Here is a 21,536-nt window from a genome sequence, read left to right as displayed (position 1 = left end):
TCGGCTGTCCGAAATGCCTGGCCGTGGTGTTCAACCAAGACCGGCTAGGCGGCGGCGTGGACCGTGGGCGTCGGCACGGTCGAGGTCGGTGAGGATTCGCAGGGCGCTGACCGCCGCCGAGCCGACCGGCCACCTCGTACAGCGTCGCTCCCGGTCCGGCCCGCGCGAGCGTCACCCCGGCTGCCGGTCCGCTGGGGCCGGTTCCGACGAGGGCGACGTCGGCCGGGTGGCGGGCGCGGCCAGCCGGTCGAGTATCCATGCGGTGATGAACGCCTCCGCTCGCCACGACCGCTCCCGTCCGCTCGGTCCGCTGTGCCCGCCGTGCATCTCAGTGCGCAGCAGCACCGCTGTGGCCGGTGACAGCGACCGGATGCGGGCCACCCACTTCGCCGGCTCGTGACAGGCGACCCGGGTGTCGTGCAGGCCGGCTGTCGCAAGGATCGGAGGGTACCGGTGCTCGCCGACGTTGTCGTAGGGAGCGTACGACTTGAGGTATGCATAGACGTCCGGGTCGGCGACCGGGTCGCCCCACTCATCCCGGTCCCGCACGGTCAGCGGCCGGTCCGGGTCCAACATCGTGGTGAGAGGATCCACGAACGGCACCTCCGCCACGATCCCGGCGAATCGATCCGGCGCGAGGTTGGCGACGGCGCCGACGAGCAGTCCGCCGGCCGACGCACCCCGCGCCACGAGACGGCCGGAGGCGACCCACCCCGCGTCCGTCAGGTGCTCGGCGGCCGCCAGGAAGTCTGTGAAGCTGTTCTTCTTCGCCAGCAGTCGGCCGCCGTCCCACCAGGAACGTCCGAGTTCCCCGCCGCCACGCGGATGCGCGACGGCGAAGACCACCCCTCGATCCACCAGGGACAGCGTCGTCGGAGAGAACCACGGGTCAGCCGGCACCTGGTAGGCGCCGTAGGCATAAAGAACGCCGCCGGTACGGGGAGCGCCGCGGCGGGCCAGGATGGACACCGGCACCCGTACGCCATCCGGAGCCGTCGCCCACTCCCGGTGCTGCTCGTAGTGTTCGGGCCGGAATCCGCCCCCCACCCTGGTCCGCCGGCGCAGCAGCAACTCGCCCGAGCCGAGGTCGCAGTCGTAGACCGATTCGGGCGTGACGAGCGACGCGTATCGAAGCCGGAACAGTGTGGTGGCGTACTCCAGGTTCCGATCGGGCCGGACGGTGTGGATCGGTTCGGGGAACACGACGTCGCGGATCCCGGTGCCGTCCGGGGACAGGACGCGCAGCCCGGTCAGGCCGTTGCGGCGCAGCGCCAGCACCGTGTGCCGAGCGAACGCGTACACCTGGGTGAGTCGGACACCGGCGACGTGCTCCACCAGGGAATGCCAGGCGCCCGGGGCGGCGGCCGGGGTCCAGGCGAGCGCGAAGTCGGGGGCGCCGGCGTTGTGCAGGACCAGGAACCGGTCTCCTTGGTGGTCCACGGTGTAGTCGACGCCGGGGCGTCGGGGTGCGACGACGACCGGCGGGCCGTCGGCTCGGTCCGCGGCGATCACGTGCACCTCGCTGGTGGTTCGACTACGTGAGGTGATGACGATGAATCCGCGGGAGCGGCTGAGGGCGACCCCGAGCCGGAACTGACGGTCGGGCTCCTCGTGGACCAGCCGGTCGCCGGCCGATGAGCCGATCGTGTGCCGCCAGACCCGGTACGGGCGGCCGGTGTCGTCGGCGGTGACGTAGAACAGCCTGGTTCCGTCGGCGGACCAGGCCGATCCGTAGCTGACGCCGGGCATCCGGTCGGGCAGCAGGGTGCCGCCGCAAAGATCCTTGATCTGTAAGGTGAACCGCTCATCTCCGATGTGGTCGACACCGTGTGCCAGCAGCCGGCCGTCCGGGCTGACGTCGAAGATGCCGAGATTGAAGTACGGCGAGTCACCCGCGAGGATGTTGCGGTCCAGCAGCAGTTCCTCACCGGGCAGGGGGCCGCCGGTCCCGGCCGCACCGCCGAGCTCGGGCGGGGCTGTCGCACCCGTCGACGCCGGGACGCGGCAATGCAGGATGTAGGGCCGACCCGCCTCGGTGCGGTTGTAGTACCAGTAGCCGTCCTTGAGCACCGGCACGGTCAGTTCGGCCGGCGGCGTTCGGGACCGGAACTCGTCCAGCAGCAGGTCCCTCAGGCTGGCCAGGTGCGCCGTCGCCGTCGCCGTGTGGTCGGCCTCCGCACGGAGATAGGCGATCGCGTCGGGGTTGTCACGCTGCTGGAGCCACGCATACTCGTCGATGACCGTGTCGCCGTGGTAGGTGCGCTGGGTCGCGATCTGCTTGGCTCGTGGGGGCACCGGACGCTTCATGCGACCCACGCTAGGGCGGCGCCGGTCGCGGACGATAAGAATGTCTGGGCACGCCGAGCCTTTTATAGTACGGTTGCCGCATCGGGTTGACGTGGTCCCCGACATTCGTCCAGGTGGGCTCCCATCTTGAGGACTGATTCTTTCGCACCGCAATCCATTGCGTGACCAGGTCTATTGGCGCATCGATGGCATTGATTGGAGTGGAGATGGACCAGCCCCGCTGGAACGAGGTCTATCTGATCGCGAGCGCGCGTGGGATCTCGGTGTGCGGTGACCTGCTCGCCGCGACGGCGCTGGCTATCGTGCTCCAGCAGCAGGGTGCCGCCGGATACACCGTAGCCGCGCTGCTGCTCAGTGCGGCCCTGCCGCCGGTGCTACTGGCCCGGTGGACCGGACGGATCGCCGACCGGCTCGACAGCCGGCGGATCATCATGGCGGTCGCGCCGGTGCAGGCGTTGTGCTGCCTGGCGATGCTCACCACGTCGGTCCCGGGGATGCTCATCGCCCTCAACGCGCTGCTGGCATGCGGGGTCGCCGTCACCCAACCGGTGTTCGCCGCGCTCGCGCCCGCGATGGTGGGCGTGGACAACGTCCCACGGGCAAGCGCGATCACCCAGACGTTCACCTCCGCCGGGATGTTCGCCGGGCCCGTGCTCGCCGGCGCCCTCGTCTCGATCGACGGACCGAGGTTGCCGCTGGTGCTCGACGCGGCCAGCTTCCTGGCCGTCGCGCTGGTGGGTCTGGTGATCCGCACCAGCCGCGCCCACCGGCAGCCGGCGCCGTCCGCACCGCACAGCCCGCCGGTCGTGGCCTACCGGGTGCGCGACGACCGCGTGCTGCTCGTCGCGCTGGTCATGGTGGCAGCGGTCGTCGCGGCGGCGAACCTGATGGATGTCGCGGTCGTCTTCTTCGTCCGCGGCACGTTGCATGCCTCCGCATCGATGTACGGCATCGTCATGGGTAGCTGGATGCTCGGCCTGGTGTTCGGGGCCTGGGCGGCGGCGCGTGGCCGGACCGACGACCATGGTTACCTGATCAGGCTGGTCACCGGTCTTGCGCTGGTCAGCGCCGGCATCCTGGCCGGCGGCACCGTCAGCGGGGCAGGCTGGGTGATACCGGCGTTCGTGATCGGCGGGATCGGCAACGGCATGCTGGGCTCCGCGGCCGGAACACTCGTCGCGCGTCGCACCCCGGAGGAGGCGCGGGGGATGGGGTTCGCCACCCTCGGCGCGGTGATCAATGGAGCGATGGTGGCCGGATTCCTGATCGCCGGTGGACTACTGGAGGTCATCTCACCGCGTCTGGTGCTCATCTGGTCCGGCGCGTCCGCGCTGGCCCTGGTGCTCGCAAGTGCGGTGCCGGTCCTGACCATGAGTCGCCGGCAGCGGCACGCGGCAGACGATTCCGTCACGCTGGTTGGTGCAGCAGGCCGGAACGGATGATCACGGCGACCAGCGTCGCCCGATCGACCCCCTTGGGAAGGCCGAGTTTTTCGGCGACATACTTGATGTGGGCGTCCACCGCTCCCGCACTGATCGGGTGTCCCCTGCTGGACAGCCGGCGGGCCATCTCGGCCGACGTGGGCAGCACCGCGTCCATCTCGCCACGCAGCCGTTCCACGCACAGTTCCCCGAGCACCGCGAAGTACGTGGACCGTTGGTCGAGCAGCGGCCTGCGGGCCGCCACCTGCTGGCAAACGGAGCACGGCCTGGGCGACGCGCGAATGTATCGCGGTTCGTGGCCGAACACGGAGACCTTCGGTCCGGAAGACGAAGCGGTCAGGTCGATATGTGCGAGCTCGAACGGCACCGGCACGTCCAGCCGTTCCGGGTCGACGATGACGTACTGGTACCAGTCATCCATGTTCTGCACGGTGACCGGATGCCGATCGGACAGATTGCTGAGCAGCCAGAAGGTCTCCCCGGCGGTGATCCGCCAGCTCAGCGGTGGTGCGCCCGAAGCCAACACCCGCAGATCGAAGGGGCATTGATTGCATTGGCATACGCCAATGGTTGCGCTTTGCCCTGACGTCAAGGTGACCTGACTTGGCTGGACCCCCGGGCGCGTGGGGCCCTGAATAATGATCTTTTTCATTGTCCCCGTTCCAGTGGCTAGACTCACAGTTCACAGTGATATGTCTCACGAGCTGCCATGGAGTGCGACCCGAGCGTGGGCCAGCTTCGCCGAACTTACCTCGACCCCGAGTTCCCAACAAGGACCCGAGTTCCATAAACACGCATCGTAAACGTCCATGATTTGCGACAAGGACATTGACCAGCAGCATTGCCTATCTGGCCGCCATGCGGCATGACGCTCGGTGAGCCGCAGGCCCCTGTCATATCAGAGACCCCGCCCACTGGCAACTGCTGCCCGTCTCGGCTCTCCGCGATATCCGGCACTCTTCTCCTGTGCCAGGCTTGCTCTCGGTTGGCCCAACTGATGCATTTGGTCAGCCAGCTCGTCGATATCGCGAGGCAAATGTTCCGTCGATCACTGATTGGAGGTGTGGAAAATGGACCTCGAATTCATCGAGACCTCCGCCGACCTGCGGGCCCTCTCGTACTTCAACGCGATCGCGTGACCGAAACGTGGTGCTGGTGGAGCGAATCGCTCCACCAGCACCACCTCGCTTGTTACAGTTCTTGAGAATGGATGAAAATGCGTACTCCGACATTCGAGGAGCTCGCCGGCGACGAGGCTGAGTTCTTCGCGAATCACTTCAACCAGACCCCGCTGCTGCGGCGGGCCGCGCTGTCCGGAGACTCCCGCGACGTCCTGTCCGTCGCGGACCTCGACGAACTCCTGCACCTCGAAGCCATCCGCCCGCCGTACCTCGCCATCACCAAGGACGGCGACGGTGTCCCGGAACGGGCATACACCACCCTGACCCGCGTCCAGGGCACCACGGTCACCGACACGGTCGTGGCCGAACGCGTCTACGAGCTGTTCCGCACCGGGGCCACCCTCACCTGGAGTTCCCTCAACCACGTGCTGCCCTCGGTGCGGGCGCTGACCCGGATGCTCGCCACCAAATTCGCGGCCCGCAGCGACGTGGTGGCCTTCCTGACGCCGGCGGGCCGGCAGGGCTTCTCACCACACCACGACCCGGTCGACCTGTTCATCATCCAGCTCGAAGGCACCAAGCACTGGAAGCTGTGGGAGCCGCCGGCGACGCGCCGCGGCGACATCGGACACTACAAGCTCGAAGAACTCGGCACGCCGGTGATCGAGACGACCCTGCAGGCCGGCGACGTGCTCTACCTGCCCTACAACACGCCGCACGTGGCGGCGGCCGAGGACCAGGTCTCGCTGCACCTGTCGGTGATGGTGCGGCCGAGGATGTGGCGCGATCTGCTCGGGCTGGCCGTCGAACGGCTGCTGGACACCGAGGCGTTCTGGCAGTTCCCCTACCTGCACGAAGGCACCGTCACCGACCTCGTCCCGGCCTTCACCGACCACGCGGCGTTGCTGGCCGAGCGGCTGCGGGAGATCGACGTCGAGGCCGAGCTGCGCCGGTTGATGACGCTCGGACAACACTCCGAGGGCACCGCCCAGGGCAACGAGTTCCAGACCATCGCGGCACTGGACGCCATCGGCGGGAGCACGCTGCTGCGGCGTACCGACGTCGCCGTGACGTTCCAGGAGAGCCAGGACGGCCGGACCAAGACCAAGGTCAACGGCCACACCATCGCGATTCCCAGCGCGGTCGCGGCGACCCTCGAACGGATGACAAGCGGCGAGCCGGTCCCCGCCCGGGAAATCAATCCCGATGTCGAGACCGAGCGTTCGGTCGGCATCGCCCAGGCGCTCGCGCGACTCGGCGTCCTCACGGTCGCGCGCTGACCGGGCGGACTCCGATGTACACCCCGACGTTCGCCGAACTCGCGGGCGACGAGACACAGTTCTTCGCACACCACTTCAACCAGGCGCCGCTGCTGCGCCGCGTGGCGCTGGCCGACGATCCTCGGTCCGTCCTCTCGATCGCCGACCTGGACGGCCTGCTGCACCTCGAAGCGCTCCGGCCGCCGTATCTCGGCGTGACCGTCGACGGTCAGGCGACGCCACTGGCGGCGTACACCGCGCCGGTCCGCGTGCAGGGCGCCATGGTGACCGACGTCGTCGTGCCGGAGCGGGTGTACGAACTGTTCCGCACCGGCGCGACGGTGACCTGGAGCTCGGCCGAGCAGCTCAGCCCGTCGCTCCGGGCGCTCACGGCGGTGCTCGCCGAGAGGTTCTCGGCCCGCAGCAGCGTGACCGCCTTCCTCACCCCGGCCGGGCGGCAGGGCTTCTCTCCGCACCACGACCCGATCGACGTGTTCGTCATCCAGGTCGAAGGCACCAAGCACTGGAAGCTGTGGGAGACGCTGGCACCGCGCAAGGAGACCTTCGGTCACTACCGGATCGAGGAACTGGGTGAGCCGGCGTTCGAGGCGGTGCTGGAGCCGGGCGACGTGCTGTACATGCCGTACAACACGCCCCACGTGGCGGTGGCCGAGGACCGGGTGTCGCTGCACCTGTCGGTGAGCGTCCAGCCACGGTTGTGGCGCGACGTCCTGGCGGTGAGCGTACGGCGGCTCCTCGACAGCGGGGAGTACGGCGACGCCGCTCGTCCCGACGAAGCGGCACTGGCCCGCTTCGCCGCCCGGCTGGACCAGCTCGACGCGGCTGCGGAACTGCGCCGCCTGATCGACTCCAGGGAGCTCCCGTGATCCGCAAGGTCCTGATCGGTGCCCTGGGCGCGCTGGTCGCCGCATGGCTGACCGCCTTCGCGGTACCCGCCCATCCCACGCCGACCATCAGGGTGCCCGCCCCCGCCGACGTGCTCGACAGCCGAAACGGCGTGATCTTCGAGTCGCACGACGCGGACGGGGCCAACACCATGCTGCCCGCTGACCAGGCCATCGAGAGTGCGATCGGACAGGTCAATCCACGCCGACAACCCGATTCGGCCAACTCCGACCGCCAGTTCAACTGAAGGGAGCACACGCATGCCGCGGTTGGTGATCAGACCCCCCGGCTGGACGCAGTCCGGACCGGCCCGCGTCGCGCAACGGATCGCCCGCATCCTGCCCCTGCTCGTCGTCATGGCGTACGCGGTGTCCGTCATCGGGTACAACCTGCCGCCGTCACCGCTGAAGGTGCGGATGCAGTCGACCCTCGACGCCGTCGTCGACCCCTACCTGACGCAGCGGTGGCGACTCTTCGCACCCAACCCGCCCAACGGCAACTACGACGGCTGGCTCCAGGTCGAGTACCGCACCGGCGGCACCACGACGACCAGCCCGGTGCTGTCGCTCACGCAGCCGCTGATCGCCGAGGCCAAGGCGCACCGGCTCTTCCCGCCCCGGGTCGACCGCACCGTGCTGAACCTCGGCTATTCGCTCTCCGACATCGCGACCTCGGAGACCAAGCTCGAGCGGCTCATCACCAGTCGACAGAACGGGCAGCCGCTGACCGACCCCGCCGATCCCAGCCACCCGATCAGCGCGCAGGAGGCCAGCATCCTGCCCGCCGGCTGGCAGGAGTTGGAGGGCGCCGGGCAGATGAGTGACGCCGAGTACCTCGCCGCGGCCCGGGAGAGCCTGGCCGGTGCCCGCAAGCAGGTGAGCGGGCAGATCGGCCGGCTCGCCTCGATGATGGTGCCCGGCGTCCAACTCGACGGCGAACCGGTGCGGGTGCGGGTCTTCTACACCTGGACCGCGATCCTGCGCTTCTCCGAGCGGCACGAGGCGAACCCCGAACAGGACCCGCCCATCCGCATCGCCGACACCGGCTGGATGTCCTACCAACCCCCGGAGCGGTGAATGTCCCCCTTCCTCGACCGTTTCGCCACCGGCCGCCGACGACTGATCGGTTTGTCCCTGCTCAGAATCGGGCTCGGCGCCACCACCGCCCTCATCTACCTGGCCAACCTCCCGTACCGGGACGTCCTCTACGGGCCGAACGGGACCACCAGCTTCGCCAGCTTCAGCGCCTCCCAGCACTCCTCCGGGAGCGTCTTCTCCCTCTATCGCCTCAGCGACGGTGACACATGGTTCAACCTGGTCTACCTTTCCGGCCTGGTGGCTGCCTTGGTCTGGACCGTCCTGGGCGGAAGGGCACTGACCCTGGTCAACGCGATCTTCATCTGGTCACTTGACCAGCGCAATCCCAACGTGCTTGACGGCGGCGACAACCTGGCCCGGATCCTGTTGCTGCTGCTGGTGTTCGTCACCACCAACGCGTACCTCAGCCCGCTCGCCGCGCGAACCCGCGCCCGGCTGGCAGCGACAAGCGACCAGCCGACGCTGCTCAACAGTGTGCACAACGCCGCTGCGGTGCTGGTCGTCTTCCAGATCTGCGTCGTCTACGCCGTGTCCAGCTTCTGGAAGATCGTCGACACCCGCTGGCGCGAGGGCAACGCGCTCTACTACATCAGCCAACTGCACCAGTTCCAGTACAGCGACACCGCCACCGCGCTCATGCACAACGCGGCACTGGTGACGCTCGCCTGCTACCTGACCATCACGGTGCAGATGGCGGTGGTGTTGCTGGTGCCCGGCCGCAACCGGCGGCTCCGCGAGATCGCGCTGCTGCTGGTGATCGGCATGCACCTCGGCATCGGGGCCACCATGGGCCTCGTCAGCTTCGCGCTCTACATGATCGCCGCTGACTGTGCGCTGCTGTCCGACGGCGACTACCGCGCGACCCGCGACTGGCTCAGGCGGCGCTTCGCGTCGGTGTACCGCCGGAACGCTCCGGTCTCGCCGGCAGTACCGGCCCCCGAGCCCGACCTGGTCGGTGGTGCACGATGAGTGACTGGTCGTCCTCCGCGCAGTACCTGCGCAACGAGGCCGGGCACTACGACGACGAGATCGGTGCCGGCTGGCCCACCGAGCCGGCGGTCCGATTCCTCAAGGATCTCGTCGGTGCCGGCAGTCGGGTCCTGGAGTTCGGTGTCGGCACCGGCCGTATCGCCCTGCCGCTCGGGTCCGGCTCGGGCCTGAAACTCACCGGCGTGGACAACTCCGCGGACATGCTCGCCGTGCTGGGCACCAAGGACCCGGCCGGCCTGATCCAGACGCGCCACGCGGACATGGTCGACGTCCAGCTCGACGAACGCTTCGATCTCGTGTACTGCGTGTTCAACACCATCTATTCCCTGCCCGACCAGGACACGCAGGTCGCCTTCCTGCGCAACGCCGCACGTCATCTCGCCGACGACGGCCACCTGGTGCTGGAGACCCAGATGATCGGGTTGTCCGACTTCGTCAACAACAAGATCATCGCACCCACGCAGATCCGGCCCGACCGCACCGAGCTTGTCATGATCCTGCACGATCCGGCGGAACAGACCCTGGTGCGGCAGACGGTCAACTTCCGCGCCGACGGCGTGCACCTCGCGCCGTTGCGGATGCGCTACGTCTGGCCCGCCGAGCTGGACCTGATGGCGCGCCTGGCCGGACTGCGCCGCACCGGCCGATTCGGCGGCTGGTCACGGGAGCCCTTCACCGGAACCGGCGTCTGCATCTCGAGCTACCAGCACAGAAGGGATCTACAGTGACGTTCGTCGACATCTTCGGGTCGCCGACCGAGTTCGCCACCGTGCTGGCCCGCGAGGCCGTCGTGCGCAGGCAGGCCATGCGGTGCCCACCGGGTGACCTGCTCACCGTGCGCGACCTGGATCGGCTGCTGCGGTCCCGCACCATCCGCGCGGCGGACATCCGGATCGCCGCCGAGAACACCATCATCGTCCCGGTCGAGTACACCGCCGTGGCCGAGTCCTCGGGCGGTGTGCACGCCGAATACGCGGTGGCCGAGCGGGTGTACCGCTACTTCGAGGCCGGCGCCACGCTGATCTGGCCGCACCTACAGCGCTTCGTGCCGGCTCTGTTCGACCTGGCTCACGACGTGGCGGCTGCCGTGGGAACCCCGACCTGGGTCGACGGCTGTCTCACCCCCGCCGGACGGATGGACCTGGTCGTCCACGACCGGCCGGTGGAGATCGCCATTGTCCAGCTCACCGGTACCCGCCGGTGGCGGGTCTGGCCGACGAAGCCCCAGCACGCCGACACCAGCCGTGTCGGCGCATCGGGTGAGCCGGCCGTGGACACCATCTTGGAACCCGGCGACGTCCTCTACGTACCCTCCCACTCGCCGTACGTGGGTGACTACGGCGGCAACCTGTCGCTGCACGTGAGCGTGACGTTCCGCCAGCCCACCTGGCGGAACCTGATGACGGACCTGGTGGCCGACCTGCTCCTGGACGACGCCTTCCTGGATCGGCCGCTGCCGGTCGACGCGACCGGGCCGGGTCTGCCGGCCCGGCGCGACGCGCTGCTGCGCCGGTTGTCGGCGCTCGAACTCGACGACCTCGCCGCACGACTGCGTACCGACCCGGACGCCACCCCGTCGCTGGCCGTCCTTCCCGACGCGCGACCGTCAGGTGAGCCGGGCCGGTTCGCGCAGTTGGCCGACGCCGACCGGATCGGACTGGACGACGACATCGAGATCGGCCCGTCCTGCACCGTCGCCGACGGCGCGGTGACCGTCGGCGCGACCACGTATCGCCTGGACGCGAAGCTGGTCGACACATTGCGCCAACTGCGCGACACCGGGGGCCGGTGGCCGGCCGGCAAGGTGGCGGCCGTCGTCTCCGCCGATCCGCACCGCGTGATTCGCGCGCTGGTACGGGCCGGCGTCCTCCGCCAAGCCGCGTGAGTCCGACAAGCCTTTCCAGCCCGCGGACCGCCACCCGGGCGGTGAATGGGGACCGTCGGCACGGCCGACCCGACGAGGACGCCCGACATGCAAGCGATCGAGGCCGTGGCCGATGTTTCGCTGGCCACGGCCTCGATCGTGAAGTGCACCGCCCCGTGGTCGCCGCACATGCTCCTGGTCGGCCGGCCGGGCCCGATGCCGGATACCCGACGAATCAGTCGGACGACGGTCGACGCCTCTTCACCTTTTGCGCCACCTCTGCCACCCTGCATTCGCGGCACAACACAGTGGATGGGCGGGTCGAGGGCGATGACAAAGCGTTGGCTGGTCACGGGATGTTCGAGCGGGCTCGGTCAGGCTCTCGCGGCCCGGCTCGCCGCCGAGGGCGACCAGGTGGTGGCGACCGCCCGGCAGCCGGAGACCCTGGACGGGTTGGTCGCCCGGCATCCGAACAACGTGGTGGCCGCCGCCCTGGACGTACGGGATCCGGAGCAGTGCGCAGCAGCGGTCGAGCGTGCGGTGGACGCCTTCGGCGGCGTCGACGTTCTGGTCAACAACGCGGCCTACGGCCAGTTCGGCACCTTCGAGGAGATCTCCGACGCGGAGCTCGCCGCGCAGTTCGCCACAAACGTCTTCGGGCCGTGGCGGCTCACCCGCGCCGTGCTGCCGCTGTGGCGGGCGCAGCGCCGCGGGCACGCCGTCTTCGTCAGCTCGGTCTCCAACGTGGTTCCCATCCCAGGGCTCGCCGCGTACAACGCGAGCAAGTATGCGCTGGAGGGAGCGGCCGAATCGCTGGCCGCCGAGGCCGGGCACCTCGGGGTCAAGGTGACCATCCTGCAGCCGGGCGGCTTCGCCACCGGCTACAGCGGCAACCTGCGGAGACCGGAGCACGGTATCGCGGACTACACGCCGGTCAGCGAGGGCATGTTCCGCGCGCTGCACGAGATGAACACCTATGCGGAGATCAACTCCCCCGAGCTCTTCGCCGACGTGGTCTGGCGGCTCGCTCAGATGGACTCGCCGCCGCTTCGACTGCCGGTGGGATCCGACGCGGAGGCAGTCCTGACGCGCGCCTACGACGCCCGGCGCCGAGAGTACGACCAGGTGGTCAAGGCGGGCCATCACATCGCCCGGTGAGCAGTCGCGCGAGGTGGCCCTCGCCGGCCGAGCCGCCCAGCCGAGCCAGCGCCGTGACGAACCACAGGAGCATCCCGATGGCAGCAGGGCGCACCGGGGACCCGGCGCGCCCTGGCCAGAGTCAGCGAGTGGTTTCGGAATCACGTGCCGATCGCGACTCCGCAGTAGTCCGGCTGAGCGCCCTCAGCGGGTGACGCCTTCCTTGCTGGAGGAGTCGGAGCAGGTCCCAGGCTCTACCGCGGCGCCCAGGGTCTCGTGACCAGAGATAGATCGAGCCGAACAGGAGTGTCGGCGCCATGAGGAAGACGCCGGCAAGACCCAGGAAGTACACCGCCCCACCCCATTTGTTGATCCGTCATTCCCACCATGGGGTGGGCCGGCCCGTGAAGCCAGCCTTCTGACAGACCCTGACGTACGCGGCCAACTCTTTCCACGTGCCCGAGCCCAGGACCCGCCGGGATCGTGGCATGCTGGGTCGCCATGACGACGGATGCGGCGTCGGAGGCCCTTGACCAATTGAGGGCGCGCCTGAACCAGTTGCACCGGGAGAGCGGGGAGCCGAGCAGTCGGGAGGTCTCGCAGCGCACCCGCAGGGCGATCAGCCACACCACCGTGAACCAGGTCCTCCGATGCGCCAAAGCGCCGCGGTGGAACAACCTCGAAGTTGTGGTGGAAGCGCTCGGTGGCAGTATCACGGAGTTTCGCGCCCTGTGGGTCGCCGTCCGCAACGGCGAAAGTCCGGGCCCCGCGTCGGTCAGCCGGCAGCAGGAGATATTTGCGAGCATGGCTCGACGCGGCCAGACGTTGATCGACCAGTTCGCCGAGCAACTCTCGTACATGCAACGCGGCGAACTGGATCCCGGCCTGCATGCGGACGCGCTGGCGCTGGAGAGGATCGCGAACAGAATGCGGCGCCATAATGAGAACCTGCTGCTTCTTGCCAACGTCGACCTCGGTGGCGCCCCGAAGGACCCCGTCCCACTGATCGATGTCATCCGAGCAGCGCAGACCGAGCTCGGAGAGCACCGGCGAGTCGAGGTCAACTCGGGCCATCGAGAGGCGGGTGTCACTCCTTCGACAGCCCGGCCCGTCGTTCGCATCGTCGCGGAACTGCTGGACAATGCCTTTGCGTTCTCCGCTCCCGACGGTCCGCCGGTCACGATAGAGGTGACGCCCGCCAGTTCGGGAGTCGTGGTTCGTATCGAGGATCACGGGATCGGAATCCCCGCCGCCACGATCGCCGACTTCGAGCAGTGGCTCCGGAACCCGGGCAGTGTCGGGACCACGCCATCCCGAACGATAGGCCTGGTCATCGTCGCTCGGCTCGCCGTGCGTCATGCGATCGAAGTCAGGCTGCAACGCAAGGCGTCGCGAGGATCCCTGGCCGTGGTCACCATTCCCGGCTCGGCCGTGGCACGGATCCTGCAGCCATCGGCAAGACCACCCGCGCCCTTCCCCGATCGGGGGCACCGGGCCGTGTTCGCGGCAATGCCAAGGAACGATCGAGCCAAGATCGTCGACCTTCTTCCGCACGAGCAGGTCCGCCTGGTGCTGGCCGGGATCGCAGCCGACCAGGCGCAGTCCAAGCTGGACCGGACGCGGTCACCGGACTGGCCGGCCGCGAAGGAGCCACCTCTTCGTCGCGACAGGCCCGGGCTGCGCCCAGGTTGACGGGGGCCACCACCGTTCCGGCCAACCGGGGAACCTCAGGCCGATCCCTCCCCGGTCACCGGCGCAGGTGGCCGATGCCGTGCTGGTCGAGCCAGGTGACCGTCCGCAGCACGAACGTCGGCGCCGCCGAGCCGGCGCTGACGTCGGTGGCGACCAGCGGTACCTGGGCGGCGACCGGGAGCAGGGTGGACTGCCAGCAGGCCGGCGTGGCGCAGGCCGAGCGGTCGTCGACGCGCCAGGCGGCGGCCACGTTGCGGCCGTCCGGGTCGGCCGGGCGGTATTCCAGCCACCGGCGCAGGTCGTTGCCGCCGTCGATCCCGGCGGCGAGGACCAGGTTGAACGAGCCCCGCACGCGAAGCAGGCGGATCTGCTCCTGCACGCCGAAGGTCGGCAGGCCGGTGCCCAGGCATGCGGGACCGCCGTCGCGCCAGCAGGTCCAGACCACCGCGGGATCGGCACCGCCGGCCGCCGGGAAGTTGTAGGGCGAGATGTCGAGGACCACCGCGTTGTCGTCGCCGAACACCTCCGCCGCCGCGCTCCAGAAGGTGCGGGCGGCGAGATCGTCGCTCTGGCGCAGCGACACGATGGGTGTGATGCCGGCCCGGACGAGCCGGTCGACGTACCGGGCCGCCTCGTCGACGTAGCCGACGCGATTCTGCCTGTCGGTGGGGCTGCCGGTGTAGACGAAACAGGCGTCGCTCAGCACGACCCGCACCGCGTCGACGCCGCGGGCCCGCAGCGCGCCTACGGACGCGTCGTCGACCGGGCCATCCCAACGGATCGGTCCCCACGCGCACTCGCCGGGCGCGGCCGACCGGATGATTCCGCGTGGCCGGTACGGCCTCGGGTCGGTGGTGACCGTGCGGATGCGGTTGCCGATCGCCTTCAGCGCGGGTGCGGCACCGGGTGCCGGCGGCGGGAGCACCCGGATGCCGCGGACCTCGGCGGTGGCCCGGGCGCCGTCGCTGTCGTAGGCGGTGGCGGTGACGCGGGTGCCGCTGTTCGGCGGCGCGCCGCGCCAGTCGAACGCGTACGGCGCGGTGGTGTCCACGGCGAGCAACGTGCCGCGCTCCCGGAACTCGACCCGCTCGATCCGCCGGCCAGCCGCCGCCGTGGCCTCCGCACGGATCGGGATGACGCCCGGCGCGGCGAAGAAGTCGTTGGGCAGGGGCGAGGTGAGCGACACCGACGGGCCGCCCGGCTGCGGGCTGGGCTGCGGGCTCGCCGAAGCCGTCGGCTGCGACGAACCGGTCGGGCTGCCGACGTCCACGTTGCACGGCTGGCCGCTCAGGACCCAGTCGGTCGGCTCGGGCTCCGCATCCCGGTAGTTGCCGCCGAAGCGCACCGTCACCGAGGCGCCGGTCGGCAGCGTGGACCCCGCCGGTGGGCGGAGCATGGTCATCGGGTACAACTCACCGCTGCCGAGCGTGTAACCGTCCGGCAGCCGGTCGAGGCCCATGGTGATCGTTTGGCCGCTGACCTGACGGAACCGCAGCCACCAGTCGGTGACGGGAGGGCCCAGGTTGGTGACGGTGAGCTCGGCCCAGAAGCCGTTGGACCACTCTCGGGCGATGGTGTAGTCCGCCGTGCACGCCGTCGCGGCGTACGCCGGCGGCAGCACCATCGTCATGGCCCCGCCGACGACGACCGCGGCGGCGGTGGCCAGCGCGAAGATCCTGCGTCGCATCATGCCCCGTATTCATCGACAAGTATCGCTTGACACAGCCTCGGCGGTCGGGACTCTGTCTGTCAATACCGTGTGCACGTCACCCGCCACGGGCGCCCGGGTCACGGTCACGGGCCACCCGGCGGACGGCGGGCGGTGGTCAGTCGGGCGGGGCCATCCGGCGACGCAGTTCCCGCTTGAGCACCTTGTGGCTCGGCCCGAGCGGCAGGTCGTCGACGTACCGGACCTGCCGCGGGTACTTGTGCCGGCCCAGATGCTCCCGCGACCAGTCGATCATCTGCTGCTCGTCGGGCAGGCCCGGGCCGGCCGGGTCCGCCACCACCACCGCGCAGACCTCCTCGCCGTGGCGCGGGTCGGGCACCCCGATCACCGCCACCTGGCCGACCGCCGGGTGCCCGGCAAGGACCTCCTCCACCTCGCGTGGGTAGACGTTGAAGCCACCCCGGATGATCATGTCCTTCTTCCGGTCGATGATGGTGATGAACCCGTCGGCGTCCTTGCGTCCCAGGTCACCGCTACGGAACCAGCCGTCCACCACCGCCTCCGCGGTCGCCTCGGGCCGGCCGAGGTAACCGGCGAAGACGTTGTGCCCCCGGATGACGATCTCGCCGAGCTCTCCGGTCGGCAGCAGCTCGATCCGCTCGTCCACCTCCGCGCGGGCGATCTCCACCTCCACGCCCCAGACCGGGTGCCCGATGGTCCCGGCGCGGGTGCCGAAGTGCGGCTGGTTGGTGGTGGCGGTGGGTGAGGTCTCGGAGAGCCCGTACCCTTCGAAGACCGTCGTCCGGAAGGCGGCGTGGAACCGTTCCAGCACGGCCACCGGCAGCGACGCCCCGCCGGAGACGCAGAGTCGCAGCCGGGGCAGGTCGCCCCGGTCCCGGGCGGCGTCGAGCAACGCCACGTACATGGTGGGCACGCCGTGGAAGACGTCCACCCCCTCGCGCAGCATCAGGTCGATGGCGGCCGGCCCGGTGAACCGGCTCAGCAGCACCAGCGTCGCGCCGATCCGGAAGGTGCCGTTCATCGCCACCGTCTGGCCGAAGCTGTGGAACAGCGGCAGGCAGCCGAGCACGACGTCCGTGCTGCGCGCGTCGTTGGCGTCGAAGACGTTCACGGTGGCGTTCATGACCAGGTTGAGGTGGGTGAGCAGGGCCCCCTTGGGAACCCCGGTGGTGCCACTGGTGTAGAGCACCACCGCCGGGTCCTCCGCCGACCGGGTGACGTACGACGGCAACGGTGGCAGCGGGTGGCTCAGCTCCTCCAGGCGGGGCGCGACCGCGCCGCCGGCCGGCGGCCCGACGGTCACCAGCGGCACGCCGGACGCCGCCGCGGCGGCGGCGCCCAGGGCGAGCTGGGAGCTGTGGCACACCAGCAGCTTCGTGCCGCTGTCGGTCAGCACGTGCGCCGCCTCGTCCACGGTCAGCAGCAGGTGCACCGGGACGAGCACCGCGCCGGCGGCGAGGGCCCCGTAGTAGACCCGGGGGAAGTCCACCACGTTCGGGGCCAGCAGGGCCACCTTGTCGCCGGGGCCGACCCCCAGCTCCCGCAGCCCGGCGGCGTAGCTGCGCGCCTCCAGCCACAGCTCGGCGTACGTCACCCGGGTGTCGCCGTCGACCACCGCGACGGTGTCGGCGTGCCGGCGGGCGGACTCGGCCAGCACCATGGCCAGCGACAGCGCGGTCATCGGTCCACGTCCCGCACCAGGCGGCTGACCGTCTCGGCGACGCAGACCGGCTTGCCGCCGGCGTCGCTCTCCAGGGTGACCGCGGTAACCACCTGCACGCCGCCGTCCACCGGTGACACCTCGGCCAGGGTCGCGGTGGCGCGGACCGCGCTGCCGACCCGGAGCGGGGCCGGGAAGCGCACCCGGTTGAGGCCGTAGTTGACCCCCATGGCCACCCCCTCGACCCGGTACAGGCCACCGGCCAGCGCCGGCAGCAGGGACAACGTGAGGTAACCGTGCGCGATGGTGCCGCCGAACGGGCCGGCCGCGGCCCGGCGCGGGTCGATGTGGATCCACTGGCGGTCGTCGGTGGCGTCGGCGAACCGGTCGACCCGTTGCTGGTCGATCCGGAACCAGGGGCCGGGGCCCAGGGTCTCGCCGGTCGCCTCGGCCAACTCCTCGATGGACGCGAAGACCCTCATGCCAGGTGCCCTCCCAGCTTCGTGTAGCCGCGCAGCAGGTCGCGGGAGATGATCAGTCGCTGCATCTCGTCGGTGCCCTCGAAGATCCGGTACAGCCGGACCTGCCGGTACCAGCGCTCGATCGGCAGCTCGCGGGTGTAGCCCATGCCGCCGTGGATCTGCAGGACGCGGTCGACCACCCGATTGACCATGCCCGCGCCGTAAAGCTTCGCCATCGAGGAGGCGTGCCGCGGGTCCATGCCCTGGTCGACGGTCCAGGCGGCGCGCAGGATGAGCCAGCGGGCCGCCTCCAGCTCGGTCTCCGAGTCGGCGATCATCCACTGGATGGCCTGGTTGGTGCCGATCTTCGCGCCGAAGGTCTCCCGGGTGTTGGCGTAGTCGATGGCCATCGACAACGCCCGCTCGGCGATGCCGACGGCGTGCGACGGGATGGTGTAGCGGCCCTTGCCGATCCACTCCATGCCGAGGCTGAAGCCCTGCCCGGGCTCGCCGAGGATGTTGCGCCCGGGTACCCGGACGTCGTCGAAGACCAGCGAGGCGGGGCCACCCTCGCCCATCGTCTGGATGAACTCCGAGCGCCAGCCCATCGACCGGTCCACCAGGAACGCGGTGGCGCCACCGCGGCGGGCGCCCTTCTCCCGGTCGGTCACCGCGATCACGATGGCGAAGTCGGCATCGTGACCGCCGGTGATGAAGGTCTTCTCGCCGTTGAGGATCCAGTCGTCGCCGTCCCGGCGGGCGCTGAGCTTGATGTTGGCCGCGTCGGAGCCGGCGCCGGGCTCGGTGATCGCGAAGCAGCTGCGCCGCTCCCCCTCGATGGTCGGGACCAGGTACTCGCGCTTCTGCTCGTCGTTGGCGTGGAACAGGATGTTGTCGGCCTCGCCGCCGAACCGGAACGGCACGAACGAGCGGCCGAGTTCGGTCCAGATCAGGGACTGGGTGACGGCCGGCAGGTCCATGCCGCCGTACTCCTCCGGGGTGGCCAGCCCCCAGAACCCGAACTTGCGCGCCTTGAGCTGCAACTCGCGCAGCTCGCTGTGCTCCAGCCCGGGCCGGTGCGCCCGTTCCCGCCGCAGCAGTTCCTGCTCCAGCGGCATGACCTCCCTGGTGATGAAGTCGCGGGCGGTGTCGCGGATCGCCCGCTCGGTGTCGGAAAGCGCGAAGTCCATGTTTCCTCCGGGTGCTGGTCCGCCGGCGCGCCTCAGCGCGCGCCGCCGTTGACGTACAGGGTCTGTCCGCTGACGTACGACGCGTCGTCGCTGGCCAGGAAGGCGATCACCGAAGCGATCTCGGTCGGCTGGGCGACCCGGCGCAGCGGGGTGTGCTCGGCGACCATCCGCTGATGCTCCTCCGGGCTGCTGCCGACCCGCTGCGCGGTGGCGGCGGTCATCGCGGTGGCCACGTAGCCCGGGGCGACGGCGTTGACCGTGACGTTGTACGGGCCGAGCTCGATGGCGAGGGTGGCCGTCAGGCCCTGCACCCCCGCCTTGGCCGCCGCGTAGTTGACCTGGCCCCGGTTGCCGAGGGCGGAGCGGCTGCTGAGGTTGACGATCCGGCCGTAGCGGGCCGCGACCATGTGCTGTTGGGCGGCCTGGCAGCAGAGGAACATGCTTGTCAGGTTGGTGGTCAGCACCGCCTCCCAATGTGGCAGGGGCATCTTGAACAGCAGGTCGTCGCGGGTGATGCCGGCGTTGTTCACCAGCACGTGCAACCCGCCGTACGCCTGCACCACCCGGTCGGTCATCGCGGCCACCGCCGCGGGGTCGGTCACGTCGCAGCCGATGCCGACGGCCCGGCCGCCGGCCGCGGTGATCTCGTCGGCGACCGCCCGGCTGCGCTCCTCGTCGAGGTCGACCACGGCGACGGCGGCGCCCTCGGCGGCCAGCCGGTGCGCGGTCGCCGCGCCGATGCCCTGCCCGGCGCCGGTGACGACGGCCACCCGGTCGGCGAATCTGGTCACGGTTCTCCCCTTTTGTTAGAAGGCGTTGACGCCGGTGAGCGCGCGCCCGATGAGCAGCTGCTGGATCTGGCTGGTGCCCTCGTAGAGGGTGGCGACGCGGGCGTCGCGCAGGTACTTGCCGACCGGATACTCGTCGATGTAGCCGTACCCGCCGAAGACCTGGACGGCGTTGTTGGCCGCCCGGACCGCGGCCTCGCTGGCGAAGAGCTTGGCCATCGAGGCCTCGGTGGCGAACGGCTCGCCCCGGTCGACGAGGTCGGCCACCCGCCACACCAGCAGCCGGGCGGCGGCGGTGTCCACGGCGATCGCGGCGAGCAACTGCTGCACCAGCTGGTGCCCGGCGATCGGCTTGCCGAACTGGGTGCGCTGCCCGGCGTAGCCGACCGCCGCGTCGAGGCAGCCCTGGGCGATGCCGACGCAGCCGGCGGCCACCGACATCCGACCCTTGGCCAGGGTGGCCAGGGCCAGCCGGAACCCGCCGCCGGCCGGGCCGAGGCGCGCCGAGTCGGGCACCCGGACGGCGTCGAAGCGCAGCTCACCGGTTGCCTGCCCGCGCAGCCCGAGCTTGCCGTGGATCTCGTTCCGGGTGAGCCCGGCGACGTTGGTGGGCACCAGGAACGCGGTGATGCCCCGGTGTCCGGGCCCGCCGGTGCGGGCGAAGAGCAGGACCACATCGGCCCACGTGCCGTTGGTGATGAACGTCTTCGCGCCGGTGATCAGCCAGTCGTCGCCGTCGCGGGTCGCCCGGGTGGTCAGCGCGGCCGCGTCCGAGCCGCTGTCCGGTTCGGTCAGGGCGAAGCAGCCGAGCGCGGTGCCGGCGCAGAGCCGGGGCAGCCACTCGGCCCGCTGCGCGGCGGACCCGTGCGCGGCGATGGCCTTGGCGACCAGTCCGAGCGACACCGAGACGATGCCCCGGACGGCGGAGTCGCCCCGGCCGAGTTCCTCCAGCACCAGGCAGTAGGAGAGGTGGTCGCCGCCGGACCCGCCGTTCTCCTCGGGGATGGTCAGCCCGAGGAAGCCCAGCCGGCCCAGCTTGTCCACGATCTCCGGGTCGACCGACTCGCGCCGGTCCCAGGCCGCGGCCTGCGGGACCACCTCCCGGTCGACGAACTCGGCGGCGAGCTGACGAACCGCCGCCTGCTCCGCGGAGAGCTGAAGGTCCATACGGCATAAACTAGCGCTGCAAGTTTAAGTACGTCCAGACCCGGTTGTGGCAGAGTTGCCGCGGACCGACGAGTGAGCGAGGAGGCGCGGATGCCCCGGCCGAGGCAGGCGCTGCTCAGCCGGCAGCGGATCGTCGATGCCGCCGCCGCGCTGATCGACGCGAACGGGCTGGAGGCGTTCTCCACCCGCCGGCTCGCCGCCGAACTCGGCGTGAGCGGGCCCTCGCTCTACAACCACTTCGCCACCAAGGACGAGATTCTCGACGCGGTGGCCGACAACGTCACCGCCCAGGTGGACGTCTCCTTCTTCGGCCGCCTCGACTGGCGTGAGGCGCTACGCCGGTGGGGGCACTCGTACCGGGCGGCACTGGCCGCGCACCCGAACATCGTGCCGCACCTGGCCCGCGGGCCGGGCCGGCGGCCGGCGGCGCTGGCGATGGCCGACGCGGTCTACGGCGGACTCGTCGCCGCCGGCTGGCCGCCCGCGCGCGCGACGCACATCGGCGCGCTGATGCGCTACTTCGTGGCGGGCTCCGCGCTCGGGTCGTTCGCCCGTGGCTTCGTCGAGGACCCGGGGTTGTACGACGAGCGGTATCCGCACCTGACCCAGGCGCACCGGCTCGCCGAGCATCAGCAACGGGTGGACGAGGGCGCCTTCGCGCTCGGCCTCGACGCGCTCATCCACGGGCTCTCCCGCACCTACGAGGAGCACATCGGGCCGCTACCACCCCTCCCATCGGCCGATCCGGGGCACTAGAGTCGAAAC

19 protein-coding genes are annotated in these 21,536 nt (G+C 70.2%); 11 read left to right on the top strand and 8 right to left on the bottom strand.

Annotated features, from left to right (window positions below):
• Positions 1-171: 171 nt before the first annotated feature.
• Positions 172-2,307, bottom strand: coding sequence for a S9 family peptidase (locus ACZ6O5_RS28135; RefSeq protein WP_465980876.1), 2,136 nt, complete (start codon positions 2,305-2,307; stop codon positions 172-174).
• A gap of 185 nt (positions 2,308-2,492) precedes the next feature.
• Here ACZ6O5_RS28135 and ACZ6O5_RS28130 point away from each other — a divergent pair, with 185 nt between their 5' ends.
• On the top strand, positions 2,493-3,749 hold the full coding sequence (locus ACZ6O5_RS28130; protein ID WP_465980874.1) for an MFS transporter: 1,257 nt from the start codon (positions 2,493-2,495) through the stop codon (positions 3,747-3,749).
• Here the strand turns inward: ACZ6O5_RS28130 and ACZ6O5_RS28125 are convergent.
• Positions 3,715-4,401 carry a helix-turn-helix domain-containing protein gene (locus ACZ6O5_RS28125; RefSeq protein ID WP_465980872.1) on the bottom strand — a complete coding sequence of 229 codons (687 nt, stop codon included), beginning with the start codon at positions 4,399-4,401 and terminating at the stop codon, positions 3,715-3,717. The two genes, ACZ6O5_RS28130 and ACZ6O5_RS28125, sit on opposite strands and share 35 nt — an antisense overlap.
• A gap of 564 nt (positions 4,402-4,965) precedes the next feature.
• On the opposite strand from ACZ6O5_RS28125, the gene ACZ6O5_RS28120 reads away from it, so the two are divergent.
• The 9 genes from ACZ6O5_RS28120 (at position 4,966) to ACZ6O5_RS28080 (ending at position 13,815) form a co-directional block, all read left to right on the top strand.
• Positions 4,966-6,150, top strand: a complete 1,185-nt coding sequence (locus tag ACZ6O5_RS28120) for a cupin domain-containing protein (protein ID WP_465980870.1) — start codon at positions 4,966-4,968, stop codon at positions 6,148-6,150.
• 14 nt (positions 6,151-6,164) lie between these two features.
• The gene (locus ACZ6O5_RS28115; protein ID WP_465980868.1) at positions 6,165-7,016 is read left to right on the top strand and encodes a JmjC domain-containing protein; all 852 of its coding nucleotides are present in this window, start codon (positions 6,165-6,167) and stop codon (positions 7,014-7,016) included.
• On the top strand, positions 7,013-7,282 hold the full coding sequence (locus ACZ6O5_RS28110; protein WP_465980866.1) for a hypothetical protein: 270 nt from the start codon (positions 7,013-7,015) through the stop codon (positions 7,280-7,282). Before ACZ6O5_RS28115 ends, ACZ6O5_RS28110 begins: the two co-directional genes overlap by 4 nt.
• Positions 7,283-7,307: 25 nt before the next feature.
• Entirely contained in the window at positions 7,308-8,111 is an 804-nt protein-coding gene (locus tag ACZ6O5_RS28105; protein ID WP_465980864.1) for a DUF5819 family protein, read from the top strand.
• Positions 8,112-9,101 carry a hypothetical protein gene (locus tag ACZ6O5_RS28100; protein WP_465980862.1) on the top strand — a complete coding sequence of 330 codons (990 nt, stop codon included), beginning with the start codon at positions 8,112-8,114 and terminating at the stop codon, positions 9,099-9,101.
• Positions 9,098-9,850 (top strand): class I SAM-dependent methyltransferase, encoded by a 753-nt coding sequence (locus ACZ6O5_RS28095; RefSeq protein ID WP_465980860.1) that lies wholly within the window; start codon positions 9,098-9,100, stop codon positions 9,848-9,850. Before ACZ6O5_RS28100 ends, ACZ6O5_RS28095 begins: the two co-directional genes overlap by 4 nt.
• Entirely contained in the window at positions 9,847-11,007 is a 1,161-nt protein-coding gene (locus ACZ6O5_RS28090; protein WP_465980858.1) for a JmjC domain-containing protein, read from the top strand. Before ACZ6O5_RS28095 ends, ACZ6O5_RS28090 begins: the two co-directional genes overlap by 4 nt.
• A gap of 87 nt (positions 11,008-11,094) precedes the next feature.
• The gene (locus ACZ6O5_RS28085) at positions 11,095-12,144 is read left to right on the top strand and encodes an SDR family oxidoreductase (protein ID WP_465980856.1); all 1,050 of its coding nucleotides are present in this window, start codon (positions 11,095-11,097) and stop codon (positions 12,142-12,144) included.
• Between the two features lie 480 nt (positions 12,145-12,624).
• On the top strand, positions 12,625-13,815 hold the full coding sequence (locus ACZ6O5_RS28080) for a sensor histidine kinase (RefSeq protein ID WP_465980854.1): 1,191 nt from the start codon (positions 12,625-12,627) through the stop codon (positions 13,813-13,815).
• A 55-nt stretch (positions 13,816-13,870) separates the two neighbouring features.
• Here the strand turns inward: ACZ6O5_RS28080 and ACZ6O5_RS28075 are convergent, their stop codons facing one another.
• From ACZ6O5_RS28075 to ACZ6O5_RS28050, 6 genes are all read right to left on the bottom strand, one after another.
• Positions 13,871-15,505, bottom strand: a complete 1,635-nt coding sequence (locus tag ACZ6O5_RS28075; RefSeq protein WP_465980852.1) for an Ig-like domain-containing protein — start codon at positions 15,503-15,505, stop codon at positions 13,871-13,873.
• 136 nt (positions 15,506-15,641) lie between these two features.
• Positions 15,642-17,186, bottom strand: a complete 1,545-nt coding sequence (locus ACZ6O5_RS28070) for a long-chain-fatty-acid--CoA ligase (RefSeq protein ID WP_465980850.1) — start codon at positions 17,184-17,186, stop codon at positions 15,642-15,644.
• Positions 17,183-17,647, bottom strand: coding sequence for a MaoC family dehydratase (locus ACZ6O5_RS28065; protein WP_465980848.1), 465 nt, complete (start codon positions 17,645-17,647; stop codon positions 17,183-17,185). The genes ACZ6O5_RS28070 and ACZ6O5_RS28065 overlap by 4 nt, the downstream gene beginning before the upstream one ends.
• Entirely contained in the window at positions 17,644-18,816 is a 1,173-nt protein-coding gene (locus ACZ6O5_RS28060) for an acyl-CoA dehydrogenase family protein (protein ID WP_465980846.1), read from the bottom strand. Before ACZ6O5_RS28060 ends, ACZ6O5_RS28065 begins: the two co-directional genes overlap by 4 nt.
• Before the next feature lie 32 nt (positions 18,817-18,848).
• Positions 18,849-19,607: an SDR family NAD(P)-dependent oxidoreductase gene (locus tag ACZ6O5_RS28055; RefSeq protein WP_357384687.1), complete on the bottom strand. Its 759-nt coding sequence runs from the start codon at positions 19,605-19,607 to the stop codon at positions 18,849-18,851.
• A 15-nt stretch (positions 19,608-19,622) separates the two neighbouring features.
• Positions 19,623-20,771, bottom strand: coding sequence for an acyl-CoA dehydrogenase family protein (locus ACZ6O5_RS28050; protein WP_465980844.1), 1,149 nt, complete (start codon positions 20,769-20,771; stop codon positions 19,623-19,625).
• A 90-nt stretch (positions 20,772-20,861) separates the two neighbouring features.
• Here ACZ6O5_RS28050 and ACZ6O5_RS28045 point away from each other — a divergent pair, with 90 nt between their 5' ends.
• Positions 20,862-21,527: a TetR/AcrR family transcriptional regulator gene (locus tag ACZ6O5_RS28045; protein WP_465980842.1), complete on the top strand. Its 666-nt coding sequence runs from the start codon at positions 20,862-20,864 to the stop codon at positions 21,525-21,527.
• Positions 21,528-21,536: the final 9 nt, after the last annotated feature.

This window comes from Micromonospora sp. NPDC049201, assembly GCF_055586805.1.
The sequence above is the reverse complement of the archived record's forward strand: the minus strand, read 5'-3'. Positions and strand labels throughout refer to the sequence as shown.

Coding starts and splice junctions, on each gene's coding strand:
- ACZ6O5_RS28135 (WP_465980876.1), bottom strand. CDS start 2,307: ATGAAGCGTCCGGTGCCCCCACGAGCCAAGCAGATCGCGACCCAGCGC.
- ACZ6O5_RS28130 (WP_465980874.1), top strand. CDS start 2,493: ATGGCATTGATTGGAGTGGAGATGGACCAGCCCCGCTGGAACGAGGTC.
- ACZ6O5_RS28125 (WP_465980872.1), bottom strand. CDS start 4,401: ATGAAAAAGATCATTATTCAGGGCCCCACGCGCCCGGGGGTCCAGCCA.
- ACZ6O5_RS28120 (WP_465980870.1), top strand. CDS start 4,966: ATGCGTACTCCGACATTCGAGGAGCTCGCCGGCGACGAGGCTGAGTTC.
- ACZ6O5_RS28115 (WP_465980868.1), top strand. CDS start 6,165: ATGTACACCCCGACGTTCGCCGAACTCGCGGGCGACGAGACACAGTTC.
- ACZ6O5_RS28100 (WP_465980862.1), top strand. CDS start 8,112: ATGTCCCCCTTCCTCGACCGTTTCGCCACCGGCCGCCGACGACTGATC.
- ACZ6O5_RS28095 (WP_465980860.1), top strand. CDS start 9,098: ATGAGTGACTGGTCGTCCTCCGCGCAGTACCTGCGCAACGAGGCCGGG.
- ACZ6O5_RS28085 (WP_465980856.1), top strand. CDS start 11,095: ATGCAAGCGATCGAGGCCGTGGCCGATGTTTCGCTGGCCACGGCCTCG.
- ACZ6O5_RS28080 (WP_465980854.1), top strand. CDS start 12,625: ATGACGACGGATGCGGCGTCGGAGGCCCTTGACCAATTGAGGGCGCGC.
- ACZ6O5_RS28075 (WP_465980852.1), bottom strand. CDS start 15,505: ATGATGCGACGCAGGATCTTCGCGCTGGCCACCGCCGCCGCGGTCGTC.
- ACZ6O5_RS28070 (WP_465980850.1), bottom strand. CDS start 17,186: ATGACCGCGCTGTCGCTGGCCATGGTGCTGGCCGAGTCCGCCCGCCGG.
- ACZ6O5_RS28065 (WP_465980848.1), bottom strand. CDS start 17,647: ATGAGGGTCTTCGCGTCCATCGAGGAGTTGGCCGAGGCGACCGGCGAG.
- ACZ6O5_RS28060 (WP_465980846.1), bottom strand. CDS start 18,816: ATGGACTTCGCGCTTTCCGACACCGAGCGGGCGATCCGCGACACCGCC.
- ACZ6O5_RS28050 (WP_465980844.1), bottom strand. CDS start 20,771: ATGGACCTTCAGCTCTCCGCGGAGCAGGCGGCGGTTCGTCAGCTCGCC.
- ACZ6O5_RS28045 (WP_465980842.1), top strand. CDS start 20,862: ATGCCCCGGCCGAGGCAGGCGCTGCTCAGCCGGCAGCGGATCGTCGAT.